General features: G+C 54.6%; 24 protein-coding genes and 1 pseudogene. 24 read left to right on the forward strand and 1 reads right to left on the reverse strand.

Annotated features, from left to right (window positions below):
- Positions 1-27 precede the first annotated feature (27 nt).
- The 7 genes from ABD76_RS22095 (at position 28) to ABD76_RS22120 (ending at position 6,470) form a co-directional block, all read left to right on the forward strand.
- Complete coding sequence (locus ABD76_RS22095; RefSeq protein ID WP_197259236.1) at positions 28-579, forward strand: hypothetical protein; 552 nt, start codon at positions 28-30, stop codon at positions 577-579.
- A 439-nt stretch (positions 580-1,018) separates the two neighbouring features.
- Positions 1,019-1,297 carry a GNAT family N-acetyltransferase gene (locus tag ABD76_RS22100; RefSeq protein ID WP_197259237.1) on the forward strand — a complete coding sequence of 93 codons (279 nt, stop codon included), beginning with the start codon at positions 1,019-1,021 and terminating at the stop codon, positions 1,295-1,297.
- A 304-nt stretch (positions 1,298-1,601) separates the two neighbouring features.
- On the forward strand, positions 1,602-1,877 hold the full coding sequence (locus ABD76_RS29790; protein WP_242069721.1) for a hypothetical protein: 276 nt from the start codon (positions 1,602-1,604) through the stop codon (positions 1,875-1,877).
- Positions 1,874-2,131 carry a hypothetical protein gene (locus ABD76_RS29795; protein WP_242069722.1) on the forward strand — a complete coding sequence of 86 codons (258 nt, stop codon included), beginning with the start codon at positions 1,874-1,876 and terminating at the stop codon, positions 2,129-2,131. Before ABD76_RS29790 ends, ABD76_RS29795 begins: the two co-directional genes overlap by 4 nt.
- A gap of 18 nt (positions 2,132-2,149) precedes the next feature.
- Entirely contained in the window at positions 2,150-2,512 is a 363-nt protein-coding gene (locus tag ABD76_RS22110) for a VOC family protein (RefSeq protein ID WP_197259238.1), read from the forward strand.
- Positions 2,513-2,537: 25 nt separating this feature from the next.
- The gene (locus ABD76_RS22115) at positions 2,538-3,002 is read left to right on the forward strand and encodes an aminoacyl-tRNA deacylase (protein ID WP_197259239.1); all 465 of its coding nucleotides are present in this window, start codon (positions 2,538-2,540) and stop codon (positions 3,000-3,002) included.
- A 330-nt stretch (positions 3,003-3,332) separates the two neighbouring features.
- A complete protein-coding gene (locus tag ABD76_RS22120) occupies positions 3,333-6,470 on the forward strand; it encodes a DUF4855 domain-containing protein (RefSeq protein WP_197259240.1) in 3,138 nt (1,045 codons plus the stop codon).
- Positions 6,471-6,535: 65 nt separating this feature from the next.
- On the opposite strand, the gene ABD76_RS22125 is transcribed toward ABD76_RS22120, so the two are convergent.
- A complete protein-coding gene (locus ABD76_RS22125; RefSeq protein ID WP_197259241.1) occupies positions 6,536-7,408 on the reverse strand; it encodes an AraC family transcriptional regulator in 873 nt (290 codons plus the stop codon).
- Between the two features lie 183 nt (positions 7,409-7,591).
- On the opposite strand from ABD76_RS22125, the gene ABD76_RS22130 reads away from it, so the two are divergent.
- From ABD76_RS22130 to ABD76_RS22205, 17 genes and pseudogenes are all read left to right on the forward strand, one after another.
- Entirely contained in the window at positions 7,592-8,701 is a 1,110-nt protein-coding gene (locus ABD76_RS22130) for a glycoside hydrolase family 172 protein (RefSeq protein ID WP_197259242.1), read from the forward strand.
- A gap of 42 nt (positions 8,702-8,743) precedes the next feature.
- Positions 8,744-10,311: pseudogene (locus tag ABD76_RS22135) on the forward strand (FAD-dependent oxidoreductase).
- Positions 10,308-10,598: a hypothetical protein gene (locus tag ABD76_RS22140; protein WP_197259243.1), complete on the forward strand. Its 291-nt coding sequence runs from the start codon at positions 10,308-10,310 to the stop codon at positions 10,596-10,598. The pseudogene ABD76_RS22135 and the gene ABD76_RS22140 overlap by 4 nt, the downstream one beginning before the upstream one ends.
- 351 nt (positions 10,599-10,949) lie before the next feature.
- Positions 10,950-11,747, forward strand: coding sequence for a type 2 periplasmic-binding domain-containing protein (locus ABD76_RS29805; protein WP_338125174.1), 798 nt, complete (start codon positions 10,950-10,952; stop codon positions 11,745-11,747).
- On the forward strand, positions 11,744-12,544 hold the full coding sequence (locus ABD76_RS29810; protein ID WP_242069724.1) for a type 2 periplasmic-binding domain-containing protein: 801 nt from the start codon (positions 11,744-11,746) through the stop codon (positions 12,542-12,544). Before ABD76_RS29805 ends, ABD76_RS29810 begins: the two co-directional genes overlap by 4 nt.
- A gap of 226 nt (positions 12,545-12,770) precedes the next feature.
- Positions 12,771-14,492 carry an ABC transporter permease subunit gene (locus ABD76_RS29815; RefSeq protein ID WP_242069725.1) on the forward strand — a complete coding sequence of 574 codons (1,722 nt, stop codon included), beginning with the start codon at positions 12,771-12,773 and terminating at the stop codon, positions 14,490-14,492.
- A 43-nt stretch (positions 14,493-14,535) separates the two neighbouring features.
- On the forward strand, positions 14,536-14,709 hold the full coding sequence (locus ABD76_RS29820) for a hypothetical protein (protein ID WP_242069726.1): 174 nt from the start codon (positions 14,536-14,538) through the stop codon (positions 14,707-14,709).
- Positions 14,649-15,824 carry a PfkB family carbohydrate kinase gene (locus ABD76_RS29825; protein WP_242069727.1) on the forward strand — a complete coding sequence of 392 codons (1,176 nt, stop codon included), beginning with the start codon at positions 14,649-14,651 and terminating at the stop codon, positions 15,822-15,824. The genes ABD76_RS29820 and ABD76_RS29825 overlap by 61 nt, the downstream gene beginning before the upstream one ends.
- On the forward strand, positions 15,805-16,050 hold the full coding sequence (locus ABD76_RS22170) for a GNAT family N-acetyltransferase (RefSeq protein WP_242069728.1): 246 nt from the start codon (positions 15,805-15,807) through the stop codon (positions 16,048-16,050). The genes ABD76_RS29825 and ABD76_RS22170 overlap by 20 nt, the downstream gene beginning before the upstream one ends.
- A gap of 957 nt (positions 16,051-17,007) precedes the next feature.
- On the forward strand, positions 17,008-17,541 hold the full coding sequence (locus ABD76_RS22175; protein WP_197259244.1) for an RNA polymerase sigma factor: 534 nt from the start codon (positions 17,008-17,010) through the stop codon (positions 17,539-17,541).
- An 831-nt stretch (positions 17,542-18,372) separates the two neighbouring features.
- Complete coding sequence (locus tag ABD76_RS29830) at positions 18,373-18,930, forward strand: phosphatidylinositol-specific phospholipase C domain-containing protein (RefSeq protein ID WP_242069729.1); 558 nt, start codon at positions 18,373-18,375, stop codon at positions 18,928-18,930.
- On the forward strand, positions 18,927-19,430 hold the full coding sequence (locus tag ABD76_RS29835) for a PI-PLC domain-containing protein (protein ID WP_242069730.1): 504 nt from the start codon (positions 18,927-18,929) through the stop codon (positions 19,428-19,430). Before ABD76_RS29830 ends, ABD76_RS29835 begins: the two co-directional genes overlap by 4 nt.
- Positions 19,431-19,613: 183 nt before the next feature.
- A complete protein-coding gene (locus ABD76_RS22185; RefSeq protein WP_197259245.1) occupies positions 19,614-20,945 on the forward strand; it encodes an efflux RND transporter periplasmic adaptor subunit in 1,332 nt (443 codons plus the stop codon).
- On the forward strand, positions 20,945-21,640 hold the full coding sequence (locus tag ABD76_RS22190) for an ABC transporter ATP-binding protein (RefSeq protein ID WP_197259246.1): 696 nt from the start codon (positions 20,945-20,947) through the stop codon (positions 21,638-21,640). The genes ABD76_RS22185 and ABD76_RS22190 overlap by 1 nt, the downstream gene beginning before the upstream one ends.
- Complete coding sequence (locus ABD76_RS22195) at positions 21,637-22,809, forward strand: ABC transporter permease (RefSeq protein ID WP_197259247.1); 1,173 nt, start codon at positions 21,637-21,639, stop codon at positions 22,807-22,809. Before ABD76_RS22190 ends, ABD76_RS22195 begins: the two co-directional genes overlap by 4 nt.
- A gap of 41 nt (positions 22,810-22,850) precedes the next feature.
- Positions 22,851-23,540, forward strand: coding sequence for a response regulator transcription factor (locus ABD76_RS22200; RefSeq protein WP_197259248.1), 690 nt, complete (start codon positions 22,851-22,853; stop codon positions 23,538-23,540).
- Positions 23,537-24,994 (forward strand): sensor histidine kinase, encoded by a 1,458-nt coding sequence (locus tag ABD76_RS22205; protein ID WP_197259249.1) that lies wholly within the window; start codon positions 23,537-23,539, stop codon positions 24,992-24,994. The genes ABD76_RS22200 and ABD76_RS22205 overlap by 4 nt, the downstream gene beginning before the upstream one ends.
- The last annotated feature ends 727 nt before the right edge of the window (positions 24,995-25,721 follow it).

Here is a 25,721-nt window from a genome sequence, read left to right on the forward strand (position 1 = left end):
AATCCGATATGTAAAGGAAGTGTTGCGGTGAATTTTGTGGCATGGGCAATCGTTGCCAGTGAAATCGGCTTCTGGGTCATTATCCTGCTCGGCTTATTCGCGCGTTATGTGCTCAAGAGACAGAAGCTTGGCCTGATTCTGCTCGCTCTCACCCCGGTCATCGATCTGATCCTGTTAGTGGCGACAAGCATCGATTTATACGGCGGAGCCACGGCGACAACGGCGCATGCACTCGCTGCGGTATATATTGGGGTCTCAATCGCATTCGGCAAAGACATGATTAAGTGGGCGGATGAACGATTCCGGTACTATGTCGCCAAGCAAGGAGCGAAGCCGCTGAAGCGGTATGGCATCGAGCATGCGAAGCATTACTTGAAGAGCTGGATCAGGCATGTGCTGGCCTATCTGATTGGCGCCGGGCTGTTGTTCGGGCTCATCTATCTCATCAATGACGCCGCCCGGACCGAAGCATTGAGTGGGGTGCTGCGGCTGTGGACAGCCATATTGGGCATTGATCTGATTATTACGACTTCCTATTTTATATGGCCCAAGAAAGAAAAGGCATCGGAATCACGATAAAAGCAGCCGATGGTCCTGATGTATGGAATGCGTGGATAGCCGTGAAACACACGTTCGGGCAGTTGCCCGGATCCAAAAGAAGCAGAAGCAATCATCATTGCATCGGATTCTATTTGTATGCTTTGATCAAGACACCTACGATATTCAGGAGCTATTGCGAGAGAGGAAGTCGTCACGATAAAATCTCCGGGATGTTTCCTGTCGGCAATCAGAATGGAGTGTAAAGGATGAAAACAGATGAGAATTTGTAGTTTCAAACTATTTTGGAAGAGGATGTGGCCGGTCTGACAGAAATCATGACCCGCGCTTTTGACACCGATACGAAGCAATTTCTGGGCCGGGAAAAGGGGGGCCTGATGGATATGCCACAGGCGAATTTATAACACGATGGGCGATAAATTCATCGGCTCAGTCTTATAAAGTACTGTTGGATGAAAAGTTGATAGGAGCTGTCATTGTGTGGATCAATGAAAACAACGAAAATGTTTTAGGTTGTTTGTTTGTCGATCCATTAGTGGAGAATCGCGGAATCGGACTTGCCATATGGAGATACATAGAGCAGAAGTACTCCGACACGAAAAAGTGGATAACGGAAACCCCTGGATACTCCAAAAGAAATCATCACTTTTATGTCAATAAATGCGGGTTCAAAATCGTAAAAATAAAAAATCCGATGAGTAGGGATGACGAGTGCTACGTTCTGGAAAAAGAAATGTAGGTCCGTCTGCCAAGGGTACTACCAGCGAATGTCGCTTCACTGGTAGTACCGCAGTTCGGAAGAGGCGCCGTTTTAATCTTAACGTTCAGAGGGTTGGGCATCAAAAAACTTCGATTGCTCCACATCCTTTACAAAATTTACATGGTACCAGATTTCCTGATCGATCTATATGTGACAGGTCGATCGATTTTTTGCCGGGCCTGCCTTATGACCTCCAGAACATGCCAAATGTGGTATAGTAGGTATATGCGTTTGCGGCAGCTTAGGGAGGCATCGATATCACTTTGAAGAAGGAGTTATCGTTATGAGCCTGCGGATCGTGGAAATTTACCCGGATCAAAAAGAAACCTTTTTGAATTTGTACAATCTCTATTTATATGAGCTATCCGCCTATACCGGTGAAGAGATTCAGCCTGATGGGACATTCGAAGTGAGCGATTCGCACCTGTACCTTGAGCGGAATGAATTGCATCCTTATTTCATCACATACGATGATCAATTGGCAGGTTTTATTTTGATTTGTTCGCCGCCCTATGTACCGAGCGGCATCGATTACACATTCAAGAATTATTTGTATTGAAAAAATACAGAGGCAAAAATCTGGCATCCGAAGCGGTACATGCGGTGTTGAACCGATTACCGGGCAGCTACAGCGTGGAGCAACTAAAAAATAATATAGCCGCCGTGCGCTTTTGGAAGAAATTCTATAAAGAACAGAAGATTGACTTCCGGGAAAGGGAGGACAGCATCGAATTGGAAGGCTTACCCGGAACCTATGAAATGTTGTCCCAGACCTTCGTTATTTCTAAATCGCAACCAGTCAAGAAACATTAAAATCGAGGGGGATTGGCCATGATTACCCGCTTCCATCATGCCCAGATTACGATACCGCGAGGCGAAGAAGAACAAGCCAGAGACTTCTATTGCGGCGTACTCCAGTTGAAGGAAATCGCCAAGCCCCGCTCTTTGGCCGGAAGAGGAGGATTCTGGGTCCAGGTCGGCACGCAGGAGCTGCACGTCGGGACCGAAGATGGCGTCGATCGTTCATTGACCAAAGCCCACCTGGCATATCAAGTGCAGGACATCGAGGCGATGAGAGAACGGTTACTACGCCATGGCATTGAAAATCTGGAATCGGTTCCGATTCCGGGGTATGAACGGTTCGAATTTAGGGATCCGTTCGGCAATCGCGTTGAGTTTATTCAACCTGACTAAATCAGAAAGCAGAGTGGAGACAGAAATGAATGCCTATGAAACAAAAATAAAAGAGTATATGACTTTGCATCATATCCAGGCCGAGCACCTCGTGTTGGAGCAATCCTGCCACTCCGTTCAGGAGGCGGCCATGGCCGTTCAGGGCTCGGCCGATCAATTCGTCAAGAACATCTGCATGATCGACGAACAGGATCGGTTCATCGTCGCGATTGTCAAAGGCGAAGACCGAGCAAGCACGACGAGAGTCGGCAAAGCGTTGGAAATCGCCAAGCCGCGGCTCGCGAATGAGACGGAGGTGCTCGAGCGGACAGGGTATCCGGCCGGCGGGGTGCCGTCGTTCGGGTTCGATGCGCTGTTCCTGATCGATCCCAAGGTTGCCGGGCAGGATGCAGTATACACGGGCGGCGGCTCTCCTCATTCCCTAATCAAAATAGCTGTACCCGAATTGCTCCGGGCAAGCGGGGGAGAAGTGGCGAGAGTACGGAAATAGGGCAGGGGAGTTGAAAATAAATCACAGGATCGTCTGCGATCGCATGACGGTCTTTTTTTGTTCAGTAAAGCACCTTCTGCGCATCCGGAATTCATCGTGATGGCTGCCTTCAAATTTGCAGGAACGGTTAACATTTTGCTAATTTCAGCTAAATCCATTGCGGTTCTTTCCTTTTACGATGAGAGTAGATGCGGCTCCGGCAGGACGGCCGAAGCGAATCGCACTGGCGACTTGTGCCGAATGGCGCCGCAATCCTGGAACAGAAGGAGGGGAACTGAGCTGCTGCACTAGCGGTTATGTATCTCTCGAAGTCAAAGGAGAGTGAAGTTGATGTATGGCAGACAAGGGTTAATCCTGATCGTTGCGCTCTGCATGTGCTTGACAGGCTTAGCGTCTACGGCTCAATCTCTTGAGCGGACCGGGCAAGCTGGCAATCGGATGAACCTTGCGCTCGGTCATGTTCCGGTTATTCGTACACCGGATGCCGATGTTCAGGCTCAACTGAATATTCCGGACACCGGCTCCCCCGCCACCGACGCCTATAAATTGACGGATGGCGTACTCGCCGATGGGAACGACTGGAGCGATCCGGCATGGTTCAAGTTCTATCGCAATTCGATGCGCGAGGTCATCGTTGACATGGAAGCAATCCACACGGTCGACAGCATGTCCATGACTTTCGCCCAGCGCAGCGACGCCGGCATCAGTCCGCCGCTCCATGTGCGGTACTATGCCTCCAATGACGGAGTCGATTATGCTTTCTTGGGCAAGGCGGATCCGGACGTCCCGCTCTACTTCGAGCATGTAAAGCCGGAAGGGACAAATAAGGACGTTCATAAAAAGACGTACAAGCTCGATCGCATCGCAGGCAAGCCGATGCATATTCAGGCCCGCTTTATTAAGATGACGTTCGTGGTCGAATTCAACTGCTGGGCCGATGAGATGGAGATTATGGGACAGCCGGGCATTGCCGCCGGAGCGGAGGTTCCCGTCTCCCAGCCGGATCCGGACAGCCCGATCATGCAGGCGTACCCGGAGCCGGGCTCGGAGGCGGCTTCACGCATCCGCGATCAATTCCTGCTTCCGACGGGGGCTTACCGGGTCCCTGAAGTGACGAACTGGACGGTAGAAAAAATGAAGTCCGTGCTTGGATATAAGGACATATACGGGAACTATTCCGACTGGCTGTTCGATGATATTTTGTTCGCGACTGTAGCGGCCGTCATTACGCCTTCCGGCTTCGACGGGAACGGTATGGGCATCTTCGCGAACATGGCCGATTATCACTCGTTCCTCGACTTTTCGTTCCAGCGGGAAACGCAGCTCGGGGCGTTGAACGAAGCGGCCGGCGAGTTGAATGCGCTGCTCGGCACGAACCGGAAGGTCCGCATCAACATGGTTATTCCGAAGCTGACGCCGAGCGCCGACTTCGGAGACGTGCGGGGCGATGGCAGCCGGTTCAGTCTGCTGCCAGCTGATTTCCGCGGCGAGGTGGCCAATCCGGACAGCGAAGCGGGACAGATGGAGATGGCGCGTCTGGCCATGGAGAATCAGAAGGCGGCGCTGCGATGGTATATCGATGAAGTGGAGCGGCGCTTCCAGGAAGCCGGCTACGCCAATCTGGAGCTGAACAGCTTCTATTGGAACCCGGAGCGCCTATTCGGCGGCGGCGATATCGAATTGATCCGGGGAACGGCGGAATATTTGAAGAGCAAATCCTATTACTTTACGTGGATTCCGTATTTGTCCTCCTTGTCACCGTACGTCTGGAAGGAGCTTGGATTCACATCCGCCTCCATACAGCCGAACTATGCATTCAATTTCTATAAAAAGGGCGTTCTCCCGGCTACCGCCGCATTCGCCAAAAAAGTGGGCGCCAGCGTCGAAATCGAGTACAACGACTATCATACGCTGGCTCAATATATGAACTTCGGCGTCACGTCGGGGTATATGAAGGATACCTTCAATACCTATTACTTGGCTACGCCCCCGATTGTGGACGGGGCGAACGCCTTTGTTCCGCTCGATCCGGCCAAGCATGCGGACGGCATGTCGATGATACGGCGTTCCGTGTATGATCGTCTCTATGAATATATCTCGGACCGGTATGAGCTTCGGTATACGATGCGATTGAACGTGAATACGACGGATGCGGGCAGCATCGTCGTTACTCCGGGTGTTGCGCTGGCGAATGATTATGTCCGCGGGGAGTATACGGTTCACTACGATCCGGCGAAGGTGACCTATGAAGCATGGTCCATAGCCGACGGTCTGGCCGGGCGGGGAAGCGCTGCAGTTGAGGAAGCGGAGCCCGGATTGCTTCGCGTCCGCTTCCGGGTTGACGATGAGAAGGATGCCTTATCCAGCGACCTGGCCAAAAAGCAGGACCCGGACAGCAGCGCGGTGACGACGGTCAAGCTCGTTTTTGCCAAAAAACAAGGCGTGCCGGATGCGGAGGTTACCGGAAGGCTGTTCGTGATCGGAGCGGAAGGCCTGATGACGGACAGGGCAGGACGCGCGTATCGGAATTGGAGCGCGACCGATATCGTGCCCGGATCTCCCGAAGATATTGTCGTGAAGGCCGACGAAGCCGTCAGAAGGGCGGAGGAGGGCAAGCGGCCGGCCGATATCGCCGCGGCACGCCAGGCGGCCGCTCTCCTGCCGGATAGCCCGTTGAAGACGAATTACATCGAGCGGTTGCAGGCGTTGAACGGCGGGAACGACCATACCCCTCCGGTGACGACGGCTCTCGTCACGCCTGCACAGCCGGATGGGCGGAACGGCTGGTATCTGTCTTCGCCCACGGTTGAGCTGACGGCGGCGGACGATCAATCGGGAATCGCCGCGACGGAATACAGCCTCGATGGGGGAACGGTGTGGGAGGTCTATACGAAGCCCTTGACGCTGCCGGAAGGGACGCATACGGTGCGCTTCCGTTCGGCGGACACGGCAGGGCAGACGGAGAAGGCGAAGTCGATTGTCGTGAAGGTCGATGGAACGGCGCCTGTCGTCTCCATACGGGAGCCGGAGGCAAGAAAGTATACGGTAAGCGAGACGCTCCGCACCGACTTTGCTGTGGAAGACGGCGGATCCGGCCCGGATCCGTCCGCCACAGTCCTTCAACTGGACGGGGCGGAGCGGCCCGCAGGCCAGGCCATCGAGCTGTATAGGCTGCAGCCAGGCCGTCATGAGTTGACGATCAAGGCGGCCGATCTGGCAGGGAACGAGACCGTCCGTTCGGTTCCGTTCGAGATTGCCGTTACGTTGGGGAGCTTGAAGGAACTGGTGGCCCAGTTCTCCGAACAGGGATGGATCGGCAACCGGGGAATCGCGAACAGCTTGACCGTCAAGCTCGATGAGGGAAATCTGAAGGCGTTCATGAATCAAGTGTCGGCACAACGCGGCAAGCATATCGGCATCGAAGCGGCCGATTGCTTGCTGAGAGCCGCCCGTCATGCGGCGGGCTAACCGTTGCGCAGCCAGCTTTTGTGTTCTCTGACACGGCAAGTGACGCATTCCGCCAGGCGGAAGCGTCACTTTTTTTTGCTGCGATAGAAGGAGGGGGGAACCCCCTCCACTTTTTTGAACGCGCGGCTGAAGGCGTGAATGCTGCCGAACCCGACACGCTCCCCAATTTCGGTTAAAGAGATATCGGTGAATTGGATCAGCCGCTTCGCTTTCTCGATTCTCGCCAACTGATGATAGCGAATCGGAGAGATGCCGAACGCATGCTTGAACAAGTGGATGAAATAGTAGGTGCTGAGATTGGCCATCGCCGCCAATTGCTCGACCGATATGTCCGTATCCAGGCGATGGTTCAAATAGTTTTTGGCCGTGGTCAACTGCTGCCAATGGGAGTGCAGATGGCGATTCTGGTTCCACTGATGCTCCCGGAGCAGATGAATCCACAACTGGATGAAAGCGCCCTTGGCAGAGATCTGGTTGTACGGAAGCGCCAGATTGAAATCGTGGACGACATCAAGCAGCATCTTTTCGAACGCGAGCGGATTCTGCAGCCGGATATAGGTCGGCAGTTCGAAGGGCGGCGCCGAGCACAGGTCTTCCCGGAACCATGACATTTCATGGGAAGCGATTTCATTTAACGGCTTGAAGGAGACCTTCACATCCGGGCTGTCCGGCTGGTAGTACAGATCGAAATGAATATGAGGCTGTCGCATCGGGACGGGCCCCCGGCTCAGAATGGAATGCGGCTGCTTCGGCTTGAACAGGAATATGTCTCCCGGCTTGCCTTCATATACCTCGCCCATCACCGTAATGCGCGCTTCGCCCTCCTTGATGTACAGCAGCTCGTAATCGAACAGGACTCGCTCTTTGATCAGCCATCCCGGGTTCAGCTTATTATCCAGCGCGACCCGGATATAAGGAGATAAGCCGTTCAGATCCAACGCCGATCACCGCCTTTGCACGGAATTGATTTCCATTATATTTGCAGGACCGGCCAATCGCAATACCGGTCAACGGCGAGGCCGCCGAATTCGCAATAATGGTTAACATCTTGCTAATCCGGGCTAAATCCAAGCGGCGGCATTTCGATTAGCATAGGGGTAACACAATGGATGGAGGTTGACATGATACGAACATCAAGCGGTCTGGCATATCACTTGCCCGGCGCCGCGCTTCTGACCCATGGCCTGTCCCGTTCCATCTCTGCCGAGAATCCGACAGGGGCGAAGGGACAGGGCGGAAGAGCGGCCAATCATTTGGGCGCAGGGCGTAAGGGCAGCCCGTTCATCAAACTGAAGCAAGGGGAGACGGCGACCATCGCCGAGATCGAGGGGCCGGGCGTCATCCAGAGCATGTGGTTCACGATTCCGGATCGGACGGGAGCCGGGGATTATGTGCTGCGCGATCTGGTGCTGCGCATGTATTGGGACGGCTTCGATCAGCCTTCGGTGGAAGTGCCGTTCGGCGATTTCTTCTGCAACGGATTCGGAGTGCGCTGCAACGTCAATTCGCTGCCGATCGCCGTGAATCCGACCGGAGGCATGAACTGCTACTTCCCGATGCCCTTCCGTTCAACGGCGGTCATCACCGTAGAGAACCAGCATCCGGGGGATATCCCGCTCTTCTATTATCAGATCAATTACATGCTGGTCGGCGAGCTGCCGGAGGAAGCGGCTTATTTCCATGCGCAGTGGAGAAGAGAAAGCATTACCGTGCCGCAGCGCGATTTCATTATCCTTGACGGCATCCGGGGAAAGGGACAATATATCGGCACCTACCTGGCCTGGGCCTCGCTGGAGCGGTATTGGTGGGGCGAAGGCGAGATCAAGTTCTACCTGGACGGGGACGAGGAATGGCCGACCATTTGCGGGACGGGAACGGAGGATTATTTCGGCGGCGCCTGGTGCTTCTATGAGCAGCGGGACGGCAAAATGCACGAGACGACGTACTCGACGCCGTTCCTGGGCTATCCATTCTACTCCAAGTCCGATACGACGCGCCCGGGGCAGTTCCCGGAGGATGCGGCGCCGATGCACGGTCTGTACCGCTGGCATCTCCCCGATCCGATCTGCTTCGAGCAGGACATCCGCGTCGAGATTCAGCAGATCGGACATAACGGGCGAGAGCTATTTGAGCGATCCGACGATATCAGCTCGGTCGCGTATTGGTATCAAGACCGGCCGCAAGCCGCTTTTCCCGCCTTGCCGGCGGCCGAGCGGCGAAGGCCGCGCTAAGGGTGGGCGAAGGGAGAGACGGATGTGAGTAACGGTCAAGAATTGAAGTGCGACATCGCCGTCATTGGCGGCGGGACGGGGGGCTGCGCCGCTGCGCTGGCCGCCTGCCGCATGGGCAAGCGCGTCGTCATGACGGAGGAGACGGCCTGGATCGGCGGACAGCTCACATCCCAGGCCGTCCCGCCCGACGAACACCGCTGGATCGAGCAGTTCGGCTGCACCCGTTCCTACCGACGGTTCCGCGATGGCGTGCGGGACTATTACCGCCGCCATGTCCCGCTTGCGGCGGAAGCCAGGAACGCGCCGTTCCTGAATCCCGGCGGCGGCATCGTGAGCGCGCTCTGCTACGATCCGCGGGTCGGCGTCGCCGTCCTGGAGCAGATGCTCGCCCCTTATATCTTGAGCGGTCGCCTGACGATACGCGAGGGGTGGCGCCGGCACAGGCAGAGACGAGCGGCGACCGCATCGACGCCGTCACGGTGCTGGAAAAGGCGGCCGGACGGCGGACGGTTCTTCGCGCCGCCTGCTTCCTCGATGCGACGGAATGCGGGGAGCTGCTTCCGCTGGCCGGCGCCGAATATGTGAACGGGGCGGAAGCGGCGAAGGAGACGGGCGAGCCCCATGCGCTGCCCGAAGAACCGGAGCCGCTGACGATGCAGTCGTTCACCTGCTGCATGGCGATCGATTACAAGGAGGGCAGGGACGAGCGGATCGGCAAGCCGAAGGATTACGACTTCTGGCGCGCCTGCCAGGCCCCCTTCCAGAAGGATTGCCTGTTCAGTTGGACGTGGGAGCATCCGCGGTACCGGAGCTTCAGCCTGCTGCCGGAGGAAGAGCGCTTCTCTCTGTTCCTGTACCGGCAGATTGCGGACCGCTTCCTTTTCGTCCCCGGCATGTTCGAGACGAGCGTCTCGATCGTCAATTGGCCGCAGAATGACTACTGGCTCGGCCCGCTGTTCGAGGTGGGCGAAGCGGAGCGGGAGGGGCATTTGGAGCAGGCGCGCCAGCTTAGTCTCTCGCTCTTGTATTGGCTGCAGCACGATGCGCCCCGTCCCGACGGCGGAACCGGATATCCGGGCATCGGCCTGCGGCCCGATGTGACGGGAACGGCCGATGGCCTGGCCATGTATCCGTATATCCGGGAATCCCGCCGCATCCGGGCGGAATTCACTGTGCTGGAGCAGCGTGTAAGCGCTCTATCGAGGGAGGGGCGCGGAGCGGAGCGGTTCGCCGATTCGATCGGCATCGGCTTCTATCCGATCGATATTCATCCCCGGACGGGCAACCGGGACGGCCTCGGCCTGGAGACCGTGCCGTTCCAGATCCCGCTCGGCAGCCTGCTTCCCGTCCGGCTCGACAATCTGCTGCCCGCTTGCAAGAACGGCGGCTTCACCCATATTACGAACGGCTGCTACCGGCTGCACCCGATTGAATGGAACATCGGGGAAGCGGCGGGGTATTTGGCCGCCTGGTGCCTGGAGCGGGGGCTGCCGCCGCGTGCGGTTCGCAGCGACCCGGAGCGGCTGGGGCAATTCCAGTCGCTGCTCGTTCGCGAAGGCATCGAGCTCGCTTGGCCGCAACTGCCGACTGGGCTAGCAATCAATGGATGAGAGGAGGGGTACCGATGAAGGACAGCATGCCCACCTGGGCTGGCGGCTGGCTGAAGCTGGAGTCTGACCGCGATCTGTCCGTAACCTGGACGGAGCCGGATGAAATCAATCGCGCAGAAGGCCGCTGGGCGGTCGCATCGGTCCGCTGGGCGAGCCCTGCGGGCGCCACGGGCCAGGCCGGCTATCTGGAGGACGGAGAGAAGGCGCTGGCGGAGCTGTCCATGTATCAGTCAGTCTGGAATCCGGCCTACATGGCATTCCCGCGCTGGGCGGCTTCGGCGTCATGAATTCGGACGACGAGTGGAACGATGCGAGACAGAGCTTATTCGCGCTAACGTACTTCGGCTATTATGCCGCCACGGGCAAGCGGGAATATGCCGAACGCGGCCTGTGGGCCATGAAGGCGTCGTTCTATATGATGTACTGCCCGGAGAATCCGGTTCTTCGGAAGCTGTATGAAGAGAAGCATCCCTTCTTCCATGAGCGGGATTACGGCTTTGAGATGGAGAACGCGCATCATGGGGAGGATGCGGATGGCATCGTCGGCGAGTTCACGATCTTCGATTGGGGAAACGGCGCGGCATCGTCCAGCTTGGCGGAGCTGCTGTTTCGCATACATTTGAATGAGGAGGGGTCCTATGGTTCGCGGAAGATGGGGTACACTGGCGATCTGGGTGCTGGCCGCGCTGGTTGCCGTCAGTCTGGCAGCCTGCAGCAAGAAGGAGGAGAGCCATGCGCCGCCGAACGTGAAGGAAAATGAGAGCGGCAGCGACAAACAGGAAGCGCTTACCATCGACTGGCTGACGTATCAATACGGTCCGGTCGATGCCGATGCGGCCAGCAAAAAGCTGCTGGAGGACAAATTCAACGTCAAGTTCAACATTTGGTACCTTGATGTTACGCAGAGAGAAGAACTGCTTGGGGCTAAAATGGCGGCCGGCGAATTTCCCGACTTCATGACGGTGTACAATGGGGCGGATCTGGCGAAATTCATCGATCAGGGGATTGCCGTAACATTCACCGAAGACGAGCTCAACACCTACATGCCGAATTACAAAAAGCTGGTCGACAAATATGATCCCCAAGCGTGGAAATATGTCAAGCGCAACGGCGAATATATGGGCATTCCGAGCCTCAACACCGATGGCGTATACGGTTGGGCGGTTGTCTGGAGGAAGGATTGGCTCGACAAGGCAGGCATCGGGAAGGTGCCGGAGACGCTGGACGAGCTGAAGGAAGCGATGCGCCGCTTCCGCTATGACGATCCGGACGGCAACGGGCAAAAAGACACATACGGCATGTCCATGACCGGCATGCAGCAGGTGTACGGCGCCTTCGCATCTATCCGGAATTCTGGACGGAGCGCGACGGCAAGCTGGTATGGAGCGGCATTACGCCGGAAGCGAAGAAGGCGCTGGAAGTGCTCCGGGAGATGAAGAAGGATGACGTGATCAGCCCCGAATGGGTGCTGCCGAATGGCGAGAATACCGGCGGCTATTGGGCGATTTCGAACGATTTCGTCAACGGCAAAATCGGGCTGTCCTCACATGGGGCGTATTATCATTGGACGCCGCCCAACCCGGAGAAGAGCTTCCCGGGCGGAGATAACGTGAAGCTGCTGGCCGAGACGAACCCCGCAGCTGAGATTGCTTACGGCAAGCCGGTCAAGGGTCCGGACGGACTAGCGGGCGTGCCGGCTCCGGGCATGACGGGCTCTGTCTATATGGCGTTCGGCAAGGACGCGAAGGACCCGGAATTGAAGCACCGGATCATGCAGATCTGGGATGCGGTGTACAGCGACTATGACCTGTTCATGAAGGTGAAGTTCGGCACGGTCGGCGAGATGTACGAGATGAACGGCCTTCAGCCGAAGATGAAGGACGAGTACAGCAAGAACGAAGCCCAGGCGAAGCTTGGCCTGCATATTACGTTCACGCCGTTCGCCCAGCCGGAGTTCGCCGAGAAGTGGTCGAAGCCGGAGGAGCGCGAGGCGACGAGCAAGCTGTTCAAGTATGAGAACGGCTCCATCGCCAATGCGCTCAAATCGCCGCTGCCGTCCGAATCGAAATATTACAAAAATCTGGTCGAGAAACTGCAGCGGGAAACGTACGCGGCGATTATTAACGGCGACAAACCGCTTGACGAGTTCGATCGATTCGTGGAGCAGTGGCTTAAGGACGGGGGCGAGCAGTTGACCAAAGAGGCCAACGACTGGTATCAATCACTGAAGTAAGTCACTTCAAGGAGAGGAAGAACGGTCAATGGATCGTCGACTGATTCGATTGATCGTTTTTCCTTGTCGGAAAGGGTAAGCATTCTGAGCAGCATCATGATCCGCAAGCCGCCCGGGACAGCGGCCAGATTCGCCGCTTGGCTGAAATCGTACTGGAAGAACCGCCATCTGTTCTATATGCTGTTTCCGTGTCTTCTCTTTTTTTTTCATTTTTAAATATTTGCCGATGTACGGCATTATTCTCGCCTTCAAGGACTACCGGATCGTGGACGGCATTTTCGGGAGCCCGTGGTGCGGATTGGATAACTTCCGCGAGCTGTTCTCGGGGCGGGACTTCCCGCGGGCATTCCGGAACACAATCATATTAAGTGTATACAAGCTCGTTTTCGGCTTTCCGGCTCCTATCATTTTGGCGATTCTGTTGAATGAGCTTCGCGTCATCCTATTCAAGAAGTTCGTTCAGACCTTGAGCTATTTGCCGCATTTTTTGTCCTGGGTCGTGTTGGCCGGCGTGTTTATGGAGATTTTTTCGCCTACCCGGGGCGTTGTCAATTATTTGCTGACTTCGCTCGGCCTGGAACCGATTTTTTTCTTCGGGGATCAGAACTGGTTCCGGACCTTGCTGGTCAGCACGGAGGTATGGAAAAGCGTAGGCTGGGGATCGATCATCTACTTGGCCGCGCTCTCCAATGTGGATCCATCCTTATACGAGGCTGCCGTCGTCGACGGGGCCCGCCGCAGGCATCAGATGATCCACATTACGCTGCCGTCGCTGCTTCCGGTCATCACGATCATGTTCATCTTCGCGGTCGGCGGCATCATTTCCGATGCTTTTGACCAGATCTTCAATTTCTACAATGAATCCGTCTACGAAGTGGGCGATGTGCTCAGCACCTATACGTACCGGCTCGGGATTAAAGAGATGGAATACGGTCTTGCGACCGCATCGGGATTGTTCATCACCGTCATCGCGTTCGTGCTTATTTTGATCACGAACTTCATCGTCAAGCGGTTCAGCGATTACGGAATCTGGCAGGGAGGAGACCGGGACATGTCCATGACCATCGGCAGCAAAACAACAGGGGAAAAAGTTTTCGATCTTTGCAATGTCGTGTTCCTGTCGCTGTTTGCCTTTACGGCTGTATATCCATTCATTAATGTCATCGTCGTCTCATTCAGCACGCCGGCCGCGGCAAATCAGTACGGCTTGAAGCTGTGGCCGAAGGAAACGACGCTGGAGGCGTACAAGATTGTTTTTTCCAACAAAATGATCTGGACCGGCTATTTCAATACGATCATCCGGACGGGGTTCGGGACGGCGATGAATGTCCTGTTCACCGTGCTCTGCGCTTATTCGCTTGCCAAGCGGCATTTGCCGAATCGGAATCTGTATACGTTACTTATCGTATTCACGATGTTCTTCAGCGGCGGGCTCATCCCGAACTATTTGCTGATCAAGGAGCTGGGGATGCTGGACAATCGTCTGTCACTCATTTTGCCCGGCTTGATCGCGGCGTTTACGATGATAATCGTCCGCAATTTTTTCATGTCGCTGCCCGAAGAGATTGAAGAATCGGCCAAAATTGACGGCGCGCATGAAATCCGCATCCTAGTGTCTATCGTTCTTCCCGTGTCGACGCCGATCATCGCGACGATCTCGCTCTGGTATGCCGTCTCGCATTGGAACGCCTGGTTCGCTTCGCTGCTCTACATTCAATCCCAGGATAAGGCGGTGCTTGGCAACGTCCTGCGCAAAATCATCATCGAAGGGTCGCCGCAATTTCAGGAATATGATAACTATGATCCTGCCAAGCCGCAAAATCTGGTCACGCCGGACATCATCCGGGCAGCGACGATTATGGTGGCGACGACGCCAATCTTATGCGTCTATCCATTTATACAGAAATATTTCGTCAAAGGCGTCATGATGGGTTCGTTGACAGGCTGACCGCCGGTTCGCAATTCAATTAGTAAAGAAAGGTTGTAAATTCATGTGCATCGTTGAACTGATCAGGCAGATCCTGCGGAACGAAGCCAGCGCGATCGACCGGCTCATCTCGGACATCGGAGAGGAATATGCCGCTGCTATCGAAATGCTGCGGGAATGCAAAGGCAAGATCGTCGTGACGGGGATAGGCAAGTCCGGGCATGTCGGGAAAAAATAGCTTCGTCGCTGTCCAGCACGGGGACGCCGGCCTTCTTCGTCCATTCCGCGGAAGCGGCCCACGGAGACAGCGGCATGATCGAGAAGCGGGATGTGGTTCTGCTTCTATCGAACAGCGGCGAGACGCAGGAAGTATTGAATATGCTGGCCATCGTGCGCTCGATCGGCTCGCAGACGATCGCCGTCACGAGCAATGGCCAATCGACGCTGGCGCTCCACAGCGGTATTGCGCTTACGTACAGCTACGAGAAAGAAGCGGATCATCTGGGACTCGCTCCGACGACGAGCGCCATGATCCAGCTTGCCATCGGCGATGCGCTTGCGGTCACGATGTCTCGGCTCAAAGCGTTCAACCGTGACGATTTCTATTTGTATCATCCGGGAGGAAGTCTGGGCAAGCAGCTGCAGCAAGAACGGAATGTGAGGGAGGGCGAGAATATGAATATCGTAGTCATCGGCAGCTTCATGATGGATCTGGTCGTCCGGGCCGAGCAGGCGCCGAAGGCGGGGGAGACGGTGATGGGGCATGCTTTCGCCCGATTCCCGGGCGGCAAAGGCGCCAACCAGGCGGTGGCGATGGCGGGCATGTTGGGCCGGGACGAGTTCGGCCGCGAGATGCTGGCGGTTATGCAGCGGGAAGGCATCAACACTGATCATATCCTCTTCAGCGAATCCGATCCGACCGGCATCGGCTCCATTGTGCTGGAGCCGAACGGCGAGAACCGGATCGTGGTCGTGCCTGGCGCCAACCTTCGCTATTCCGGTCAGGAGCTTCATGGAATTGAAGATCTGATCCGGTCCGCTTCCATGCTGGTGATGCAGCTCGAGATGGATCCGGGGATGACGGAGGAGGCGGTCGCACTGGCCTCCCGCTATCGCGTGCCCGTGCTTCTGAATCCTGCGCCGGCCCGGCCGCTGAGCGGCTCCCTCCTTCGGCAGGTCACTTATCTGACGCCCAATGAAGCGGAGGCGGAGCTGCTGACCGGCATACCCGCCACTTCCATTGACGGCGCGCAAGCCGCGGGGCGGGCACTGCTGCACGCCGGGGTTCGCCATGTTGTCATTACGATGGCGGACAAAGGAGCGGTTATCGTGGATGACGGAGGCAGCGCGTAGAGTCCTGTCGTTCGGTTTTCGAGATATGGGCGTGAATCGAATCGAAGCGAAAGTCGATCCGGAAAACATCGCATCTGAGCGGTTATTGCTCCGGCTCGGTTTTCAAAAAGAAGGCGTGATGAGACAGCAGGAGTTCGAAAAGGGAAGATACGTCGATATCGCTGTCTTCTCGATGCTGAAATGCGAATATGAAGTGCAGCGCCAACCGCTCACTGCTGATGTCTAAACACGATCATGAACCGAACAGTGAACGTCTGAGAAATAAGTCCGACCAAGCGTGCATTGACAGCTTCTGCATTGAAATATTTGAATCGGATCCGGATCGAGAAGGCGAAGGACACTTGCTGACTTCGGACATGACCCTGCAGCAGATAGCCCCCAAGGTCGGATATGCCAGCGGGTCTGGCCTACGAATTGGAAATGAGACATGGAGATGGAGGTTGCGGAATGACGCAGCCTCCCTTCATTCTTTTTCCCTGAAAGGTTAGTTTCTCAGAACTAGTTTTTATCAATAGGTTAAGGTTTATCAATCTCTTTAGCCCCTTGTGACCCTTCTATATTTTCACTACAATATGTACAATCCAGTTTGTGGATTCGTGCCCACATCCTATGATATAAGGCAATGTCGAAAACGAACAGATCTATCAGATCGCTAATGATGCGGCGATGCGCGTAAGCGTATGAAACCGTTTCTCCGACAGACGGGGATAAGGAACCGGCACGAAGCTGCTGGAACACGTCGGGCTAACGGACGTAAAGCTTTAATCGATCCTGTCTCGCCGAGATAATGATGATTCATGAGACCCCGAATGGGGTAATAACTTTTGTTTGCAGCGAAGAGTAGTTTCCAATCGGAAGTCCTTTCCAGGGAAAGGGCTTTTCGTATATTTCCGAAATGCCATCAGCGGTGCGATATCTGCTATAATCTTCTGGGGAAGCGGCGTTTTTTCATTTCATGATTGTTACGCTTTTCGTGAAATCCGATAGGTTACATCCGGAGTATGCGGAAAAAAGACAGATTCATCCAGCCGCTTCCTAACAAGGAGACATTCCGCTTTCGAATTCCATATCGCAAGATTATAGATGATGGTAAGGAGGTGATCTGAGGCTGTTAATATGGATGGTTGACGACTAGTGAACAGCAATTTGCGTTCTTTACTATATGATAGCGGGAGGCTCAGTAATGTCTTCGGAAGCACTGATGCAAGAAAATCAACGCTCGATGTTCGAAATGTTCTATGAGCGCGTCTATACTACGGCGTACATGATTATTAAAGACCGCCATTTGGCTCAAGATATCGCACAAGAAACATTTATGAAAGCCTTTGCGCAAATACATACATTGCATGATGACAGCAAGCTCGGTTCATGGCTTCAATCTATCGCGGCTAGAACCTCGTTCGATTATTTGCGCAAGCGCAACCGGTGGAATGACATCGCGTCGGAAGATACGGTTCTCGATATCGAGCTGGCCAAAGATTTCGATAGCCAGCTGTCGGTGGAACAAAAGGTAGAGTTGAAGATCATTGTCGACGAGATCTATACTTATCTGAAAAAGTTGAAGCCGGAATACCAAAAGGTGATCATTCTCAAATATATCCATCATATGAAAGATGCCGAGATTGCCGCTGCCACCAATGCGAACGAGAGCACGGTCAAAACGCGCTTGAAGCGGGCCAAAGCGATTTTGCGGCAAAGCATGGGCAACCTGCCGTGACGAGGAGAACGAACGGTGAAAAGAGGCATTATTATATGGGAATGACCGGGAAGCTGCAACGCATTTCGATGGAAGCTCTTCAGGGGATTATAGAAAACAACTGAGATATTGTCATGGTCAGGAGAATCTACGCAATGGGAAATGAACCTATCGTCGTGGGAGCTATATAAAGTAAAAGCCCTGCCTTTTATAGAATGGCGGGGCTTTATACGAAGGATTTAACGGCCGCAATTACCGCTGCAATTGCGGCTACTATAGAAATAATGGTTGTGATGTTGAATCTGCCAATGTAGAGCTAATTCCCTGGAGGGTTTTGTCTGTTTGCTCGAAACGGAATGTTATCTCTGTTTCAAGTTTGGCAACACAGATACTCAAACCTTGTACATTTTTGTCAATTTCCTCGATCTTCTGCCCCATCTTTGCCGCTACGTCACTCATATTCAAGAACAAGTTACAAGCTTTTCTTCGTATCTTACCGTTTTTTGAAGTACAGTATGTATTTTCTTGTAATTCTTTCTTTAAGTGTTCATGTTAGATCTTCCGCTCGAATTCAGACATTCGACGCTTTCCCCGCTTACTATATGACGTTTGCAACCCTGCCAAACCCATCCAGGTAGACCAACCTAAATGGGAGTCACTCTTTTGCATATTGAACCCAGTCCTAACAGGGCTGGGGTTGAGAAGTTCTTCACATGATTGATACACATTATAACTATGCTTATTTCAAGCAATGCCTGTATACATACTATAATTAGTTTGCTGAGGGAGCATTGGGAAGTCCGAAAGGTGAAAGCTCTTTTATACCACGAGAAGAGAGGACAGGGACAGGGAATGAACAAGATTATTCGGTATTCTATGATTCTAGCTTTGTTGCTGGGAGTTCATGCACAACCTGCGGCGGCGCATTGGCATCCTGGATATTCTCATGACGCCACAATAGGATATCAAAATCCAAACTGGATGAGCTTGATTCGGGACGATGCCAGATTAAGTGATTTATCCATCCCAGGCACGCATGACAGCATGGCTTACCGAACTCATCAGCCTGCAACCGACCATGTGTATACACAGTCGATGACGCTCAATACACAATTAAATTCCGGAATTCGCTTTTTGGACATTCGCTGCCGGTATGTTGACGGTTCGTTTGCGGTTCATCATGGCCCCTACTATTTAGATGCCATGTTCGGGGACGTATTGAATGAGGTTGCTGAGTTTTTGAAGCGCAATCCGAGCGAAACGGTTCTGATGCGCATCAAACAAGAGCACAGTTCTGTTCCTGATCGCGTGTTCAATGACACCCTTCAGAGATATATCAATAGCTATCCCGGTTTTTTTTTTGGGACAGTAAAAACGGATCGGCAACAAACCCGACACTTGGAGAAATGAGAGGAAAAATCGTCATCCTCCGCAACGTTGCGGGTTCTAGTATCGGTATCGATTATGCTCATCAATTCGATATCCAAGATAATTATAACGTCTCGACGAATTGGGATTTATACCAAAAATGGATGGATGTCAAAAAACAATTGCAGAAGGCCAATGAAAGCCGTCTAAAAGGCTCTCAAACCAAATTCATCAATTATTTAAGCGGCGGCAATATCGCGTATCCCTATTTTGTCGCAAGCGGGCACAGCAGCCCGGGAACATCGGCTCCCCGGCTGGCTACGGGATTGACTACTCCCGGTTGGTCGGATTCCTATCCGGATTTCCCAAGAACGGATTGCTTCATCGGGATATGCACCATTGCATTTGAAGGAATGAATGTGCTGACAACCGATTATATAGCCACTCACAATGTGGAGTATACCGGCATTGTTGCCGCGGATTTTCCGGGAAAAGGATTGATTGAAAATATTATACGTGCGAACAAGAGGCTCTATAAATAAGCCTGTTGCCTCCCGTCCGCGAACATCACTTGTACAGGCCTCCCGGCATCGGGGGGCTTTTTTGGCGTTCATAGGTTGTTCATAGTTTTTTGCTACACTAATACGGCAATGAGACTTGCGGCAAGATCGGAACGCGGCAGAAGCGCGCCGCACGCATGAGAAGGGAGACAGGAGAGGGGAACTATGCGATCCAAATGGAAGCTGCTGCTGACAGCCGTCGTTGTCATCACGCTATGTATGGCGGGATATTATTGGTTGTACAAGCAGCCGAAGACCGAACAAACCGCAGCTCTGCCGTCAATGGCGAGAGTGGCGAAGGGAGATCTGGAGGTGACCGTAAGCGGCTCGGGTACGGTTTCGCCCCGCTATACCGCGGAGGTGAGGTCGGGAGAAACGGGCAAGATTGATAAACTATTGTACGATGTCGGCGACCGGGTCGAGAAAGGAGCGGTGCTGGCCACATTCGAAAAAGAAGATCTGACGAACGAGATCGAGAAGCAGGAGATCCAGCTTCAGAAGAAGGAGCTGGAGTTCGAAAATCTGAAAATGAAGTATAAAGAAGCGGATGAGGAAGCCAGACCGTCCATCGCGGTCGAAATCGAGAACATGAAGCTGGATCTTGCCCTGGCGCAAAAGGAATTGGAACAAAAACGGGCCGATCAGGCCAAAGAAAAGACAATCAAGGCTCCGATCAGCGGCACTTTGACGACACTGAACATTAGCGAAGGCTCGCAATTGAACCAAAGCGGATCGATAGGCACGATCGTGGATTATACGCAGCTTCAGGCCGTGATTCAAGTTGATGAAATGGATATCCCGAGCATCAAGCTGAAGCAAAAGGCGGCGTTGACGTTCGACGCGCTGGCGGACACGGCGATTGAAGGGACAGTAAGCGCGATTGCCGATGAAGGCACGGCTTCCGGCGGGGTATCCGTATTCGATGTCATGATTCAATTATCGAGTAGCGAAGGAGTCAAAAGCGGGATGTCGGTCCAGGCCCAGATCGACGTGAACAGCAAATCGGATGTACTGCTGGTCCCCATCGAAGCGGTTACCCAACAGAACGGAAAGTCTTATGTCACGGTCTGGTCGGATCAAGCCGACGATGCAGGCGAAGAAGCGCCGCAGCAAGCCCGGCCGGAACGGCAGCGCGAACCGGGAACGGGGCAGAATCAAGCCGGCGGAACGGATAGCGCCAATAGAGGGGCGCACCCTGACGTAGCTGCCGCCGCCCGGGCCGGCCGGGGACAGACGGGTGTTCCGGGTGCAGGCGCCGGCAAGTTAACCGAGGTGGAGACAGGGATCAATAATGAGTCCTATTTTGAAATCGTGAGCGGCCTGAAGGAAGGGGATATGGTCGTATTGCCTACGGTCCGCGCATCCGCGAACAGCAGCCAGCAATCCTCGTTCGGGGGAATGGGCGGCTTCGGCGGCAACGGCGGAAGAAACGGAAGCTCCCCGGGCAACGCCGGATTCCCTGGCGGCAACATCCGCATGCCTGGAGGGGGCGGCTGATGAGCAGGCAGGCTGTAATACATATCGAGAACATGTCCAAGGCTTATCGGATGGGCGGCGAAGAGATGTTGTCTCTGAACGAGGTGAATCTGACCGTCTATGCAGGCGAGATGCTGGCCATTATCGGCCCGTCCGGATCCGGCAAATCGACGCTCATGAATATGATGGGCTGCCTCGATACGCCGACGAGCGGAGCCTACTGGCTGGACGGGCAGGAGGTAAGCAAGTTATCCGGCAATCAACTGGCGGACATTCGCAACCGGAAGATCGGTTTTATTTTTCAGAGCTTTTACTTGCTGCCTGCGCTTACCGCGATGGAAAATGTGGAGCTTCCGCTCATCTACCGCGGCATGCCGGCCAAAAAAAGGCATGAGCTGGCGATGCAGGCTCTTGCCCAGGTCGGGCTGGAGAGCAAGCTGAATTATTTGCCGCGCCAGTTGTCCGGCGGCCAGCAGCAGCGGGTCGCGATCGCGAGAGCGCTGGTCGGAGAACCGCCGGTCATCCTCGCGGACGAGCCGACCGGGGCATTGGATACGAAGACGGGACTTGAGGTGCTCGCCATTATGAAGGACCTGAACCGCAAAGGCCACACGATCGTCTTGATTACCCACGATCCGGATGTGGCCGAAGAAGCGGGGAGCGTCGTGCGCATACAGGACGGGCGCATTCAGGTCGTAAGGAGGTTCGCCCCGTGACATGGATGCAAGCATGGAAGATGGCCTGGCGCAGCATATTGGCCAATAAGATGCGCACGCTGCTGACGATGCTTGGGATCGTCATCGGCGTGGCCGCCGTCATTATCATGGTCTCGGTGGGCGAAGGCTCGGCCAAGCAAGTGCAATCCCAGGTGGCGAGTCTCGGCTCCAATCTGATCTCGGTTACGATAACGGGAAGGGGCGCGGTGTCGTCGCTCACGCTGGAGGAGGCCCTCGCCTTCCAGGACATTGACGGCGTCGAGGCGGTCTCTCCGTTCATCAACGGCAGCGTCCAGGCGAAAGCGGGAACGAACAACGCGAATCTTCAAGTGGAAGGAATTACGCCGGAATATGAAGCGGTTCGCGACTATCACGTGAAGAGCGGGCGCTTCATCCTCCCGATCGATGTCGAGCTCTATCAGCGGGTGGCCATCATCGGATCGGACGCGGCGGCGACCTTGTTCCCGCAAGGGAATCCGCTTGGGCAGCAGTTGTCGCTGAACGGAATCTCCTTCCGGATTGTCGGCGTCATGGCATCGAAGGGGAGCTCGCTCGGCGGGACCAATGACAATAAGATCTGGGTTCCGTTAACGAGAGGCGAACGGCTGCTGCAGTCCAAGGGGATTCGAACGGTCTATGTCAAATTCGCGGACACGGAACGGGCCGATTCGATTATGGCGGAGCTGGAATCCCGGCTATCTAAAAAATTCCGCGGGTCCGACAACAGCTACAACGTGTATAACCAGGCGGATATGATTGAAGCGCTCGGAAGCGTAACCCAGACCATGACGCTGCTGCTGGCGGGAATCGCCTCGATCTCCCTGCTCGTCGGCGGCATCGGCATCATGAATATTATGCTCGTGTCGGTGACGGAGCGGACGCGCGAGATCGGCATCCGCAAGTCCCTCGGCGCGAAGAAGCGCGATATTATGCAGCAGTTCCTGCTGGAAGCCGTCACCATCAGCAGCATCAGCGGGTTGATGGGCATCGCGGCCGGACTGGGCGGAGCGTATGCGGGGAGCAGGGCGATGGGGATTCCGTTCGCGGTCGCGCCTGACATGATGTGGATGTCGTTCGCTTTCTCCGCGGCGATCGGGATCGTGTTCGGCCTGTTCCCGGCGAACAAAGCCGCGAATTTGAAACCGGTTGACGCTCTGCGGTACGATTAATAGGAGAACGGCCGTTCAGGGCAGGCAGATTCAGAGGAGGAATGGCAGTGCAGAAGTCACCGCATATTTTGATCGTTGAGGATGATGCGTATATTTCGGAATTGATTGCCCTCTATTTGGACAAGCACGGCTATACGCATTCAACTGCGGAGGATGGAGCGGCGGCTCTGGAGCCGCTGGATGCGACGCACCCTGATCTCGTGCTGCTCGATATTATGCTTCCGGAGCTGGACGGCTGGCAGGTATGCAAAGAAATCCGCGCAGAAGGGGATATTCCGATCATTATGGTCACCGGGAACGGGGAGAGCTATGACAAGCTGAAGGGATTTTCCAGCGGAGCGGACGATTATATTGTGAAGCCCTTCGATCCGAAGGAGCTTATCGCGCGCGTGCAAGCGGTATTGAGGCGCACCAATCCGGCCCTGTTCAAGGCGTCGATTCAGTATCCGGGGTTGTGCATCACGCCGCAGGATCAGAAGGTATCTGTCCGCGATCAGGAGGTGGCGCTGGCCCCGAAGGAACTGGAGCTCGTGCAAGTGTTGGCGGGGCATCCGAATAAGGTGTTCACGCGTGAACAACTGCTGCGGCAGGTCTGGGGCGCCGATTATGAAGGCGATGTCCGCACGGTGGACGTGCATATCAAGCGGCTGCGGGAGAAGCTGGGCGAATCGGCCTATTGGAGCATCGTGACCGTCTGGGGCATCGGCTACAAATTCGAGGCAGCGCCATGAGACGGAGCGGATGGCCGCGTGCGAACGGCTTGTTTTTCAAGATCTTTGTGCTGCTCCTTATTATGCTCGTGGTCTCGTACGGCTTGTTCGGCTTCATCACCGGGCTGTTTTTCAAGGGCGATCTGATGAAAAGACAGCGCTTGGATGACCGCATGCAGTTGGACCGGATCGGACATTTCCTGACCGAGGCGAAGCAGAACGGCTGGAATGACGAGATGGTGATGGCGGGACTGGAGCTGACCGTGCCGAGGCATGTCCGCTCCTTGTACATTATTCACCAGGCGACCGGGAACGTCCGTTACAAGCTGGAAGACGAGAAAGGCCCCTATCGTCTCGATGAGGCCCGCATTCAAGAGGTTCTTGCCGGCATTGCGGATGGCCGGTATTTCGCCGAGGAGACATTCGGCCGGGGCAAGACGGTGCTCGTCGGGCAGACGCTGCGCGTTCCCGGCGAGGGGGACTTCGTCCTGCTCACGGCCTCCAACCTGTTCCAGCGGGATGTCCGCATATGGAACGAGCCGCTCTGGATCGGGATTGGCATTATGCTCTCGTGCGGGGCCTTCTTCGCGTTCATGCTCTCCAACCATCTGTCGCGAAGGGTGAAGAAGCTGGAAGCCGCCTCGCGCGCCATCGCCAAGGGGCAGTTCCGGATCGAGATTCCGGTTCATTCCCGGGACGAGCTCGGGCGGTTGGCGCGGGCGCTTGAACAGATGGCGCAAGACCTGGGAAGCCTGGATCGGATGCGCAAGGAATTCGTCGCCAATGTGTCCCATGATATGCGATCGCCGTTAACGTCCATGAACGGGTATTTGGAAGCGGTTCTCGATGGCACAATCCCGCCTGAACGGACGGCGAAATATATCCGGATCGTGCAGGAACAGAATAAACGGCTTATCCGCCTCGTGAATGATCTGCTGGATATCGCCAAAATGGAAGCGGGACAGTTCCAGATCGTCCCGGTCCCCTTCAATATGACAGAGAAGGTTCGCCAGGTGCTGGCCCGCATGGATCCGCAGCTAAGCAAGCATGAAGTGGTATTCGACCAAGCGGATGCCGGCCATGATCTGTGGGTTCATGCCGATCCTGATCGGATTGAGCAGGTCGTGGTCAATCTTCTGCAAAATGCCATTGAGTACTCCCGGCCGGGCACCCGGATAACCGTGAAGATTTCCAAGGCGGACGCCAAGCATGCGGTTATCGGAATCTCCGACCAGGGCATCGGTATGGAGACGGAAGACATCGCACGCATCTGGGAGAGATTTTACAAGACGGACAAGGCGAGGACGAGGAAGAACGGCGCCGGCATCGGCTTGTCCATCGTCAAAGCGATCCTCGATCAGCATCGGGCGCCGATCGAGGTGTACAGCATTCCGCAGCAAGGAACGACCTTCCTGTTCACGCTTCCGCTGGCAGAGCTTGCCCCTGAGCAGAAGGGGCGGCAGCGCTCCGAATGAACGAGGGGCGGTCCCATAAGCAGTATGAACTTGCCGTGAGACAGCCCCGGCCTGTGAACAAACCGTACCGCGTTTTGCCGGACAAGCCCCATTGTTCAATATTTCTCTGATTCGATGTGACGGTTGGTTCGTTTTGTTTGTTCCGCATGTCTGACGCTTTTTGCTTCTTCCCTTGCTTTATACCGCCCGACCTGCAAAAAAGCTGCGGAAATGCAGTTTTCCCTTATGACGCGCACTCCGTTTACAGGCATTCCTGCAAAACCGCAGGAATTTCAGCCATGTCAATGGTTTGAAACCAATAATCGGAGAGATTAATGCGCTTTTGCAGGAATTTCATAAAATAGCGGCTCAAATACCACTAGCGTTGCATTGAGCGGTTAGTTCATATCATAATCTAATTTCAATTAACATCAATATATGATATATATTTACATCTGCAATGTCCGCGCTAAGTCTAAAAAAGTCGAGCTGGAAATAGACCCTGCGCGTTATCCATTATATGTAAAAGTATTTTTCGTTTGTCATTACCTCACAATCAGTTTCGGTTTCATCGACTTCGTTGCCTTTTTCGGACGTCTCCCATTTCGCTTTGGTCGTCCCCTAGATGTTCGGGTCGGCTTGCGGTTGAGTGCAGCGATCAAATTTTCCCATGGTTTTTCCGCATAGATGCGAATCAACTGAAGGAGATCCCATGTCGACTTATTACAGTCCAATGTTAGTTTAATTA

This window comes from Paenibacillus dendritiformis (genome assembly GCF_015845845.1).
GTDB classification, from domain to species: Bacteria; Bacillota; Bacilli; order Paenibacillales; family Paenibacillaceae; genus Paenibacillus_B; species Paenibacillus_B dendritiformis_C.

Bases quoted from the DNA above. Each gene is read 5' to 3' on its own strand.
- ABD76_RS22170 (WP_242069728.1), top strand. From the start codon at position 15,805: ATGACGGAGGCAGCGCGTAGAGTCCTGTCGTTCGGTTTTCGAGATATG.
- ABD76_RS22140 (WP_197259243.1), top strand. From the start codon at position 10,308: ATGAGAGGAGGGGTACCGATGAAGGACAGCATGCCCACCTGGGCTGGC.
- ABD76_RS22205 (WP_197259249.1), top strand. From the start codon at position 23,537: ATGAGACGGAGCGGATGGCCGCGTGCGAACGGCTTGTTTTTCAAGATC.
- ABD76_RS22130 (WP_197259242.1), top strand. From the start codon at position 7,592: ATGATACGAACATCAAGCGGTCTGGCATATCACTTGCCCGGCGCCGCG.
- ABD76_RS29825 (WP_242069727.1), top strand. From the start codon at position 14,649: ATGCAAAGGCAAGATCGTCGTGACGGGGATAGGCAAGTCCGGGCATGT.
- ABD76_RS29805 (WP_338125174.1), top strand. From the start codon at position 10,950: ATGGTTCGCGGAAGATGGGGTACACTGGCGATCTGGGTGCTGGCCGCG.
- ABD76_RS29835 (WP_242069730.1), top strand. From the start codon at position 18,927: ATGAGAGGAAAAATCGTCATCCTCCGCAACGTTGCGGGTTCTAGTATC.
- ABD76_RS22185 (WP_197259245.1), top strand. From the start codon at position 19,614: ATGCGATCCAAATGGAAGCTGCTGCTGACAGCCGTCGTTGTCATCACG.
- ABD76_RS22115 (WP_197259239.1), top strand. From the start codon at position 2,538: ATGAATGCCTATGAAACAAAAATAAAAGAGTATATGACTTTGCATCAT.
- ABD76_RS29790 (WP_242069721.1), top strand. From the start codon at position 1,602: ATGAGCCTGCGGATCGTGGAAATTTACCCGGATCAAAAAGAAACCTTT.
- ABD76_RS29830 (WP_242069729.1), top strand. From the start codon at position 18,373: ATGAACAAGATTATTCGGTATTCTATGATTCTAGCTTTGTTGCTGGGA.
- ABD76_RS29810 (WP_242069724.1), top strand. From the start codon at position 11,744: ATGAAGAAGGATGACGTGATCAGCCCCGAATGGGTGCTGCCGAATGGC.
- ABD76_RS22110 (WP_197259238.1), top strand. From the start codon at position 2,150: ATGATTACCCGCTTCCATCATGCCCAGATTACGATACCGCGAGGCGAA.
- ABD76_RS29820 (WP_242069726.1), top strand. From the start codon at position 14,536: ATGTGCATCGTTGAACTGATCAGGCAGATCCTGCGGAACGAAGCCAGC.
- ABD76_RS29815 (WP_242069725.1), top strand. From the start codon at position 12,771: ATGTACGGCATTATTCTCGCCTTCAAGGACTACCGGATCGTGGACGGC.
- ABD76_RS22120 (WP_197259240.1), top strand. From the start codon at position 3,333: ATGTATGGCAGACAAGGGTTAATCCTGATCGTTGCGCTCTGCATGTGC.
- ABD76_RS22190 (WP_197259246.1), top strand. From the start codon at position 20,945: ATGAGCAGGCAGGCTGTAATACATATCGAGAACATGTCCAAGGCTTAT.
- ABD76_RS22175 (WP_197259244.1), top strand. From the start codon at position 17,008: ATGTCTTCGGAAGCACTGATGCAAGAAAATCAACGCTCGATGTTCGAA.
- ABD76_RS22200 (WP_197259248.1), top strand. From the start codon at position 22,851: ATGGCAGTGCAGAAGTCACCGCATATTTTGATCGTTGAGGATGATGCG.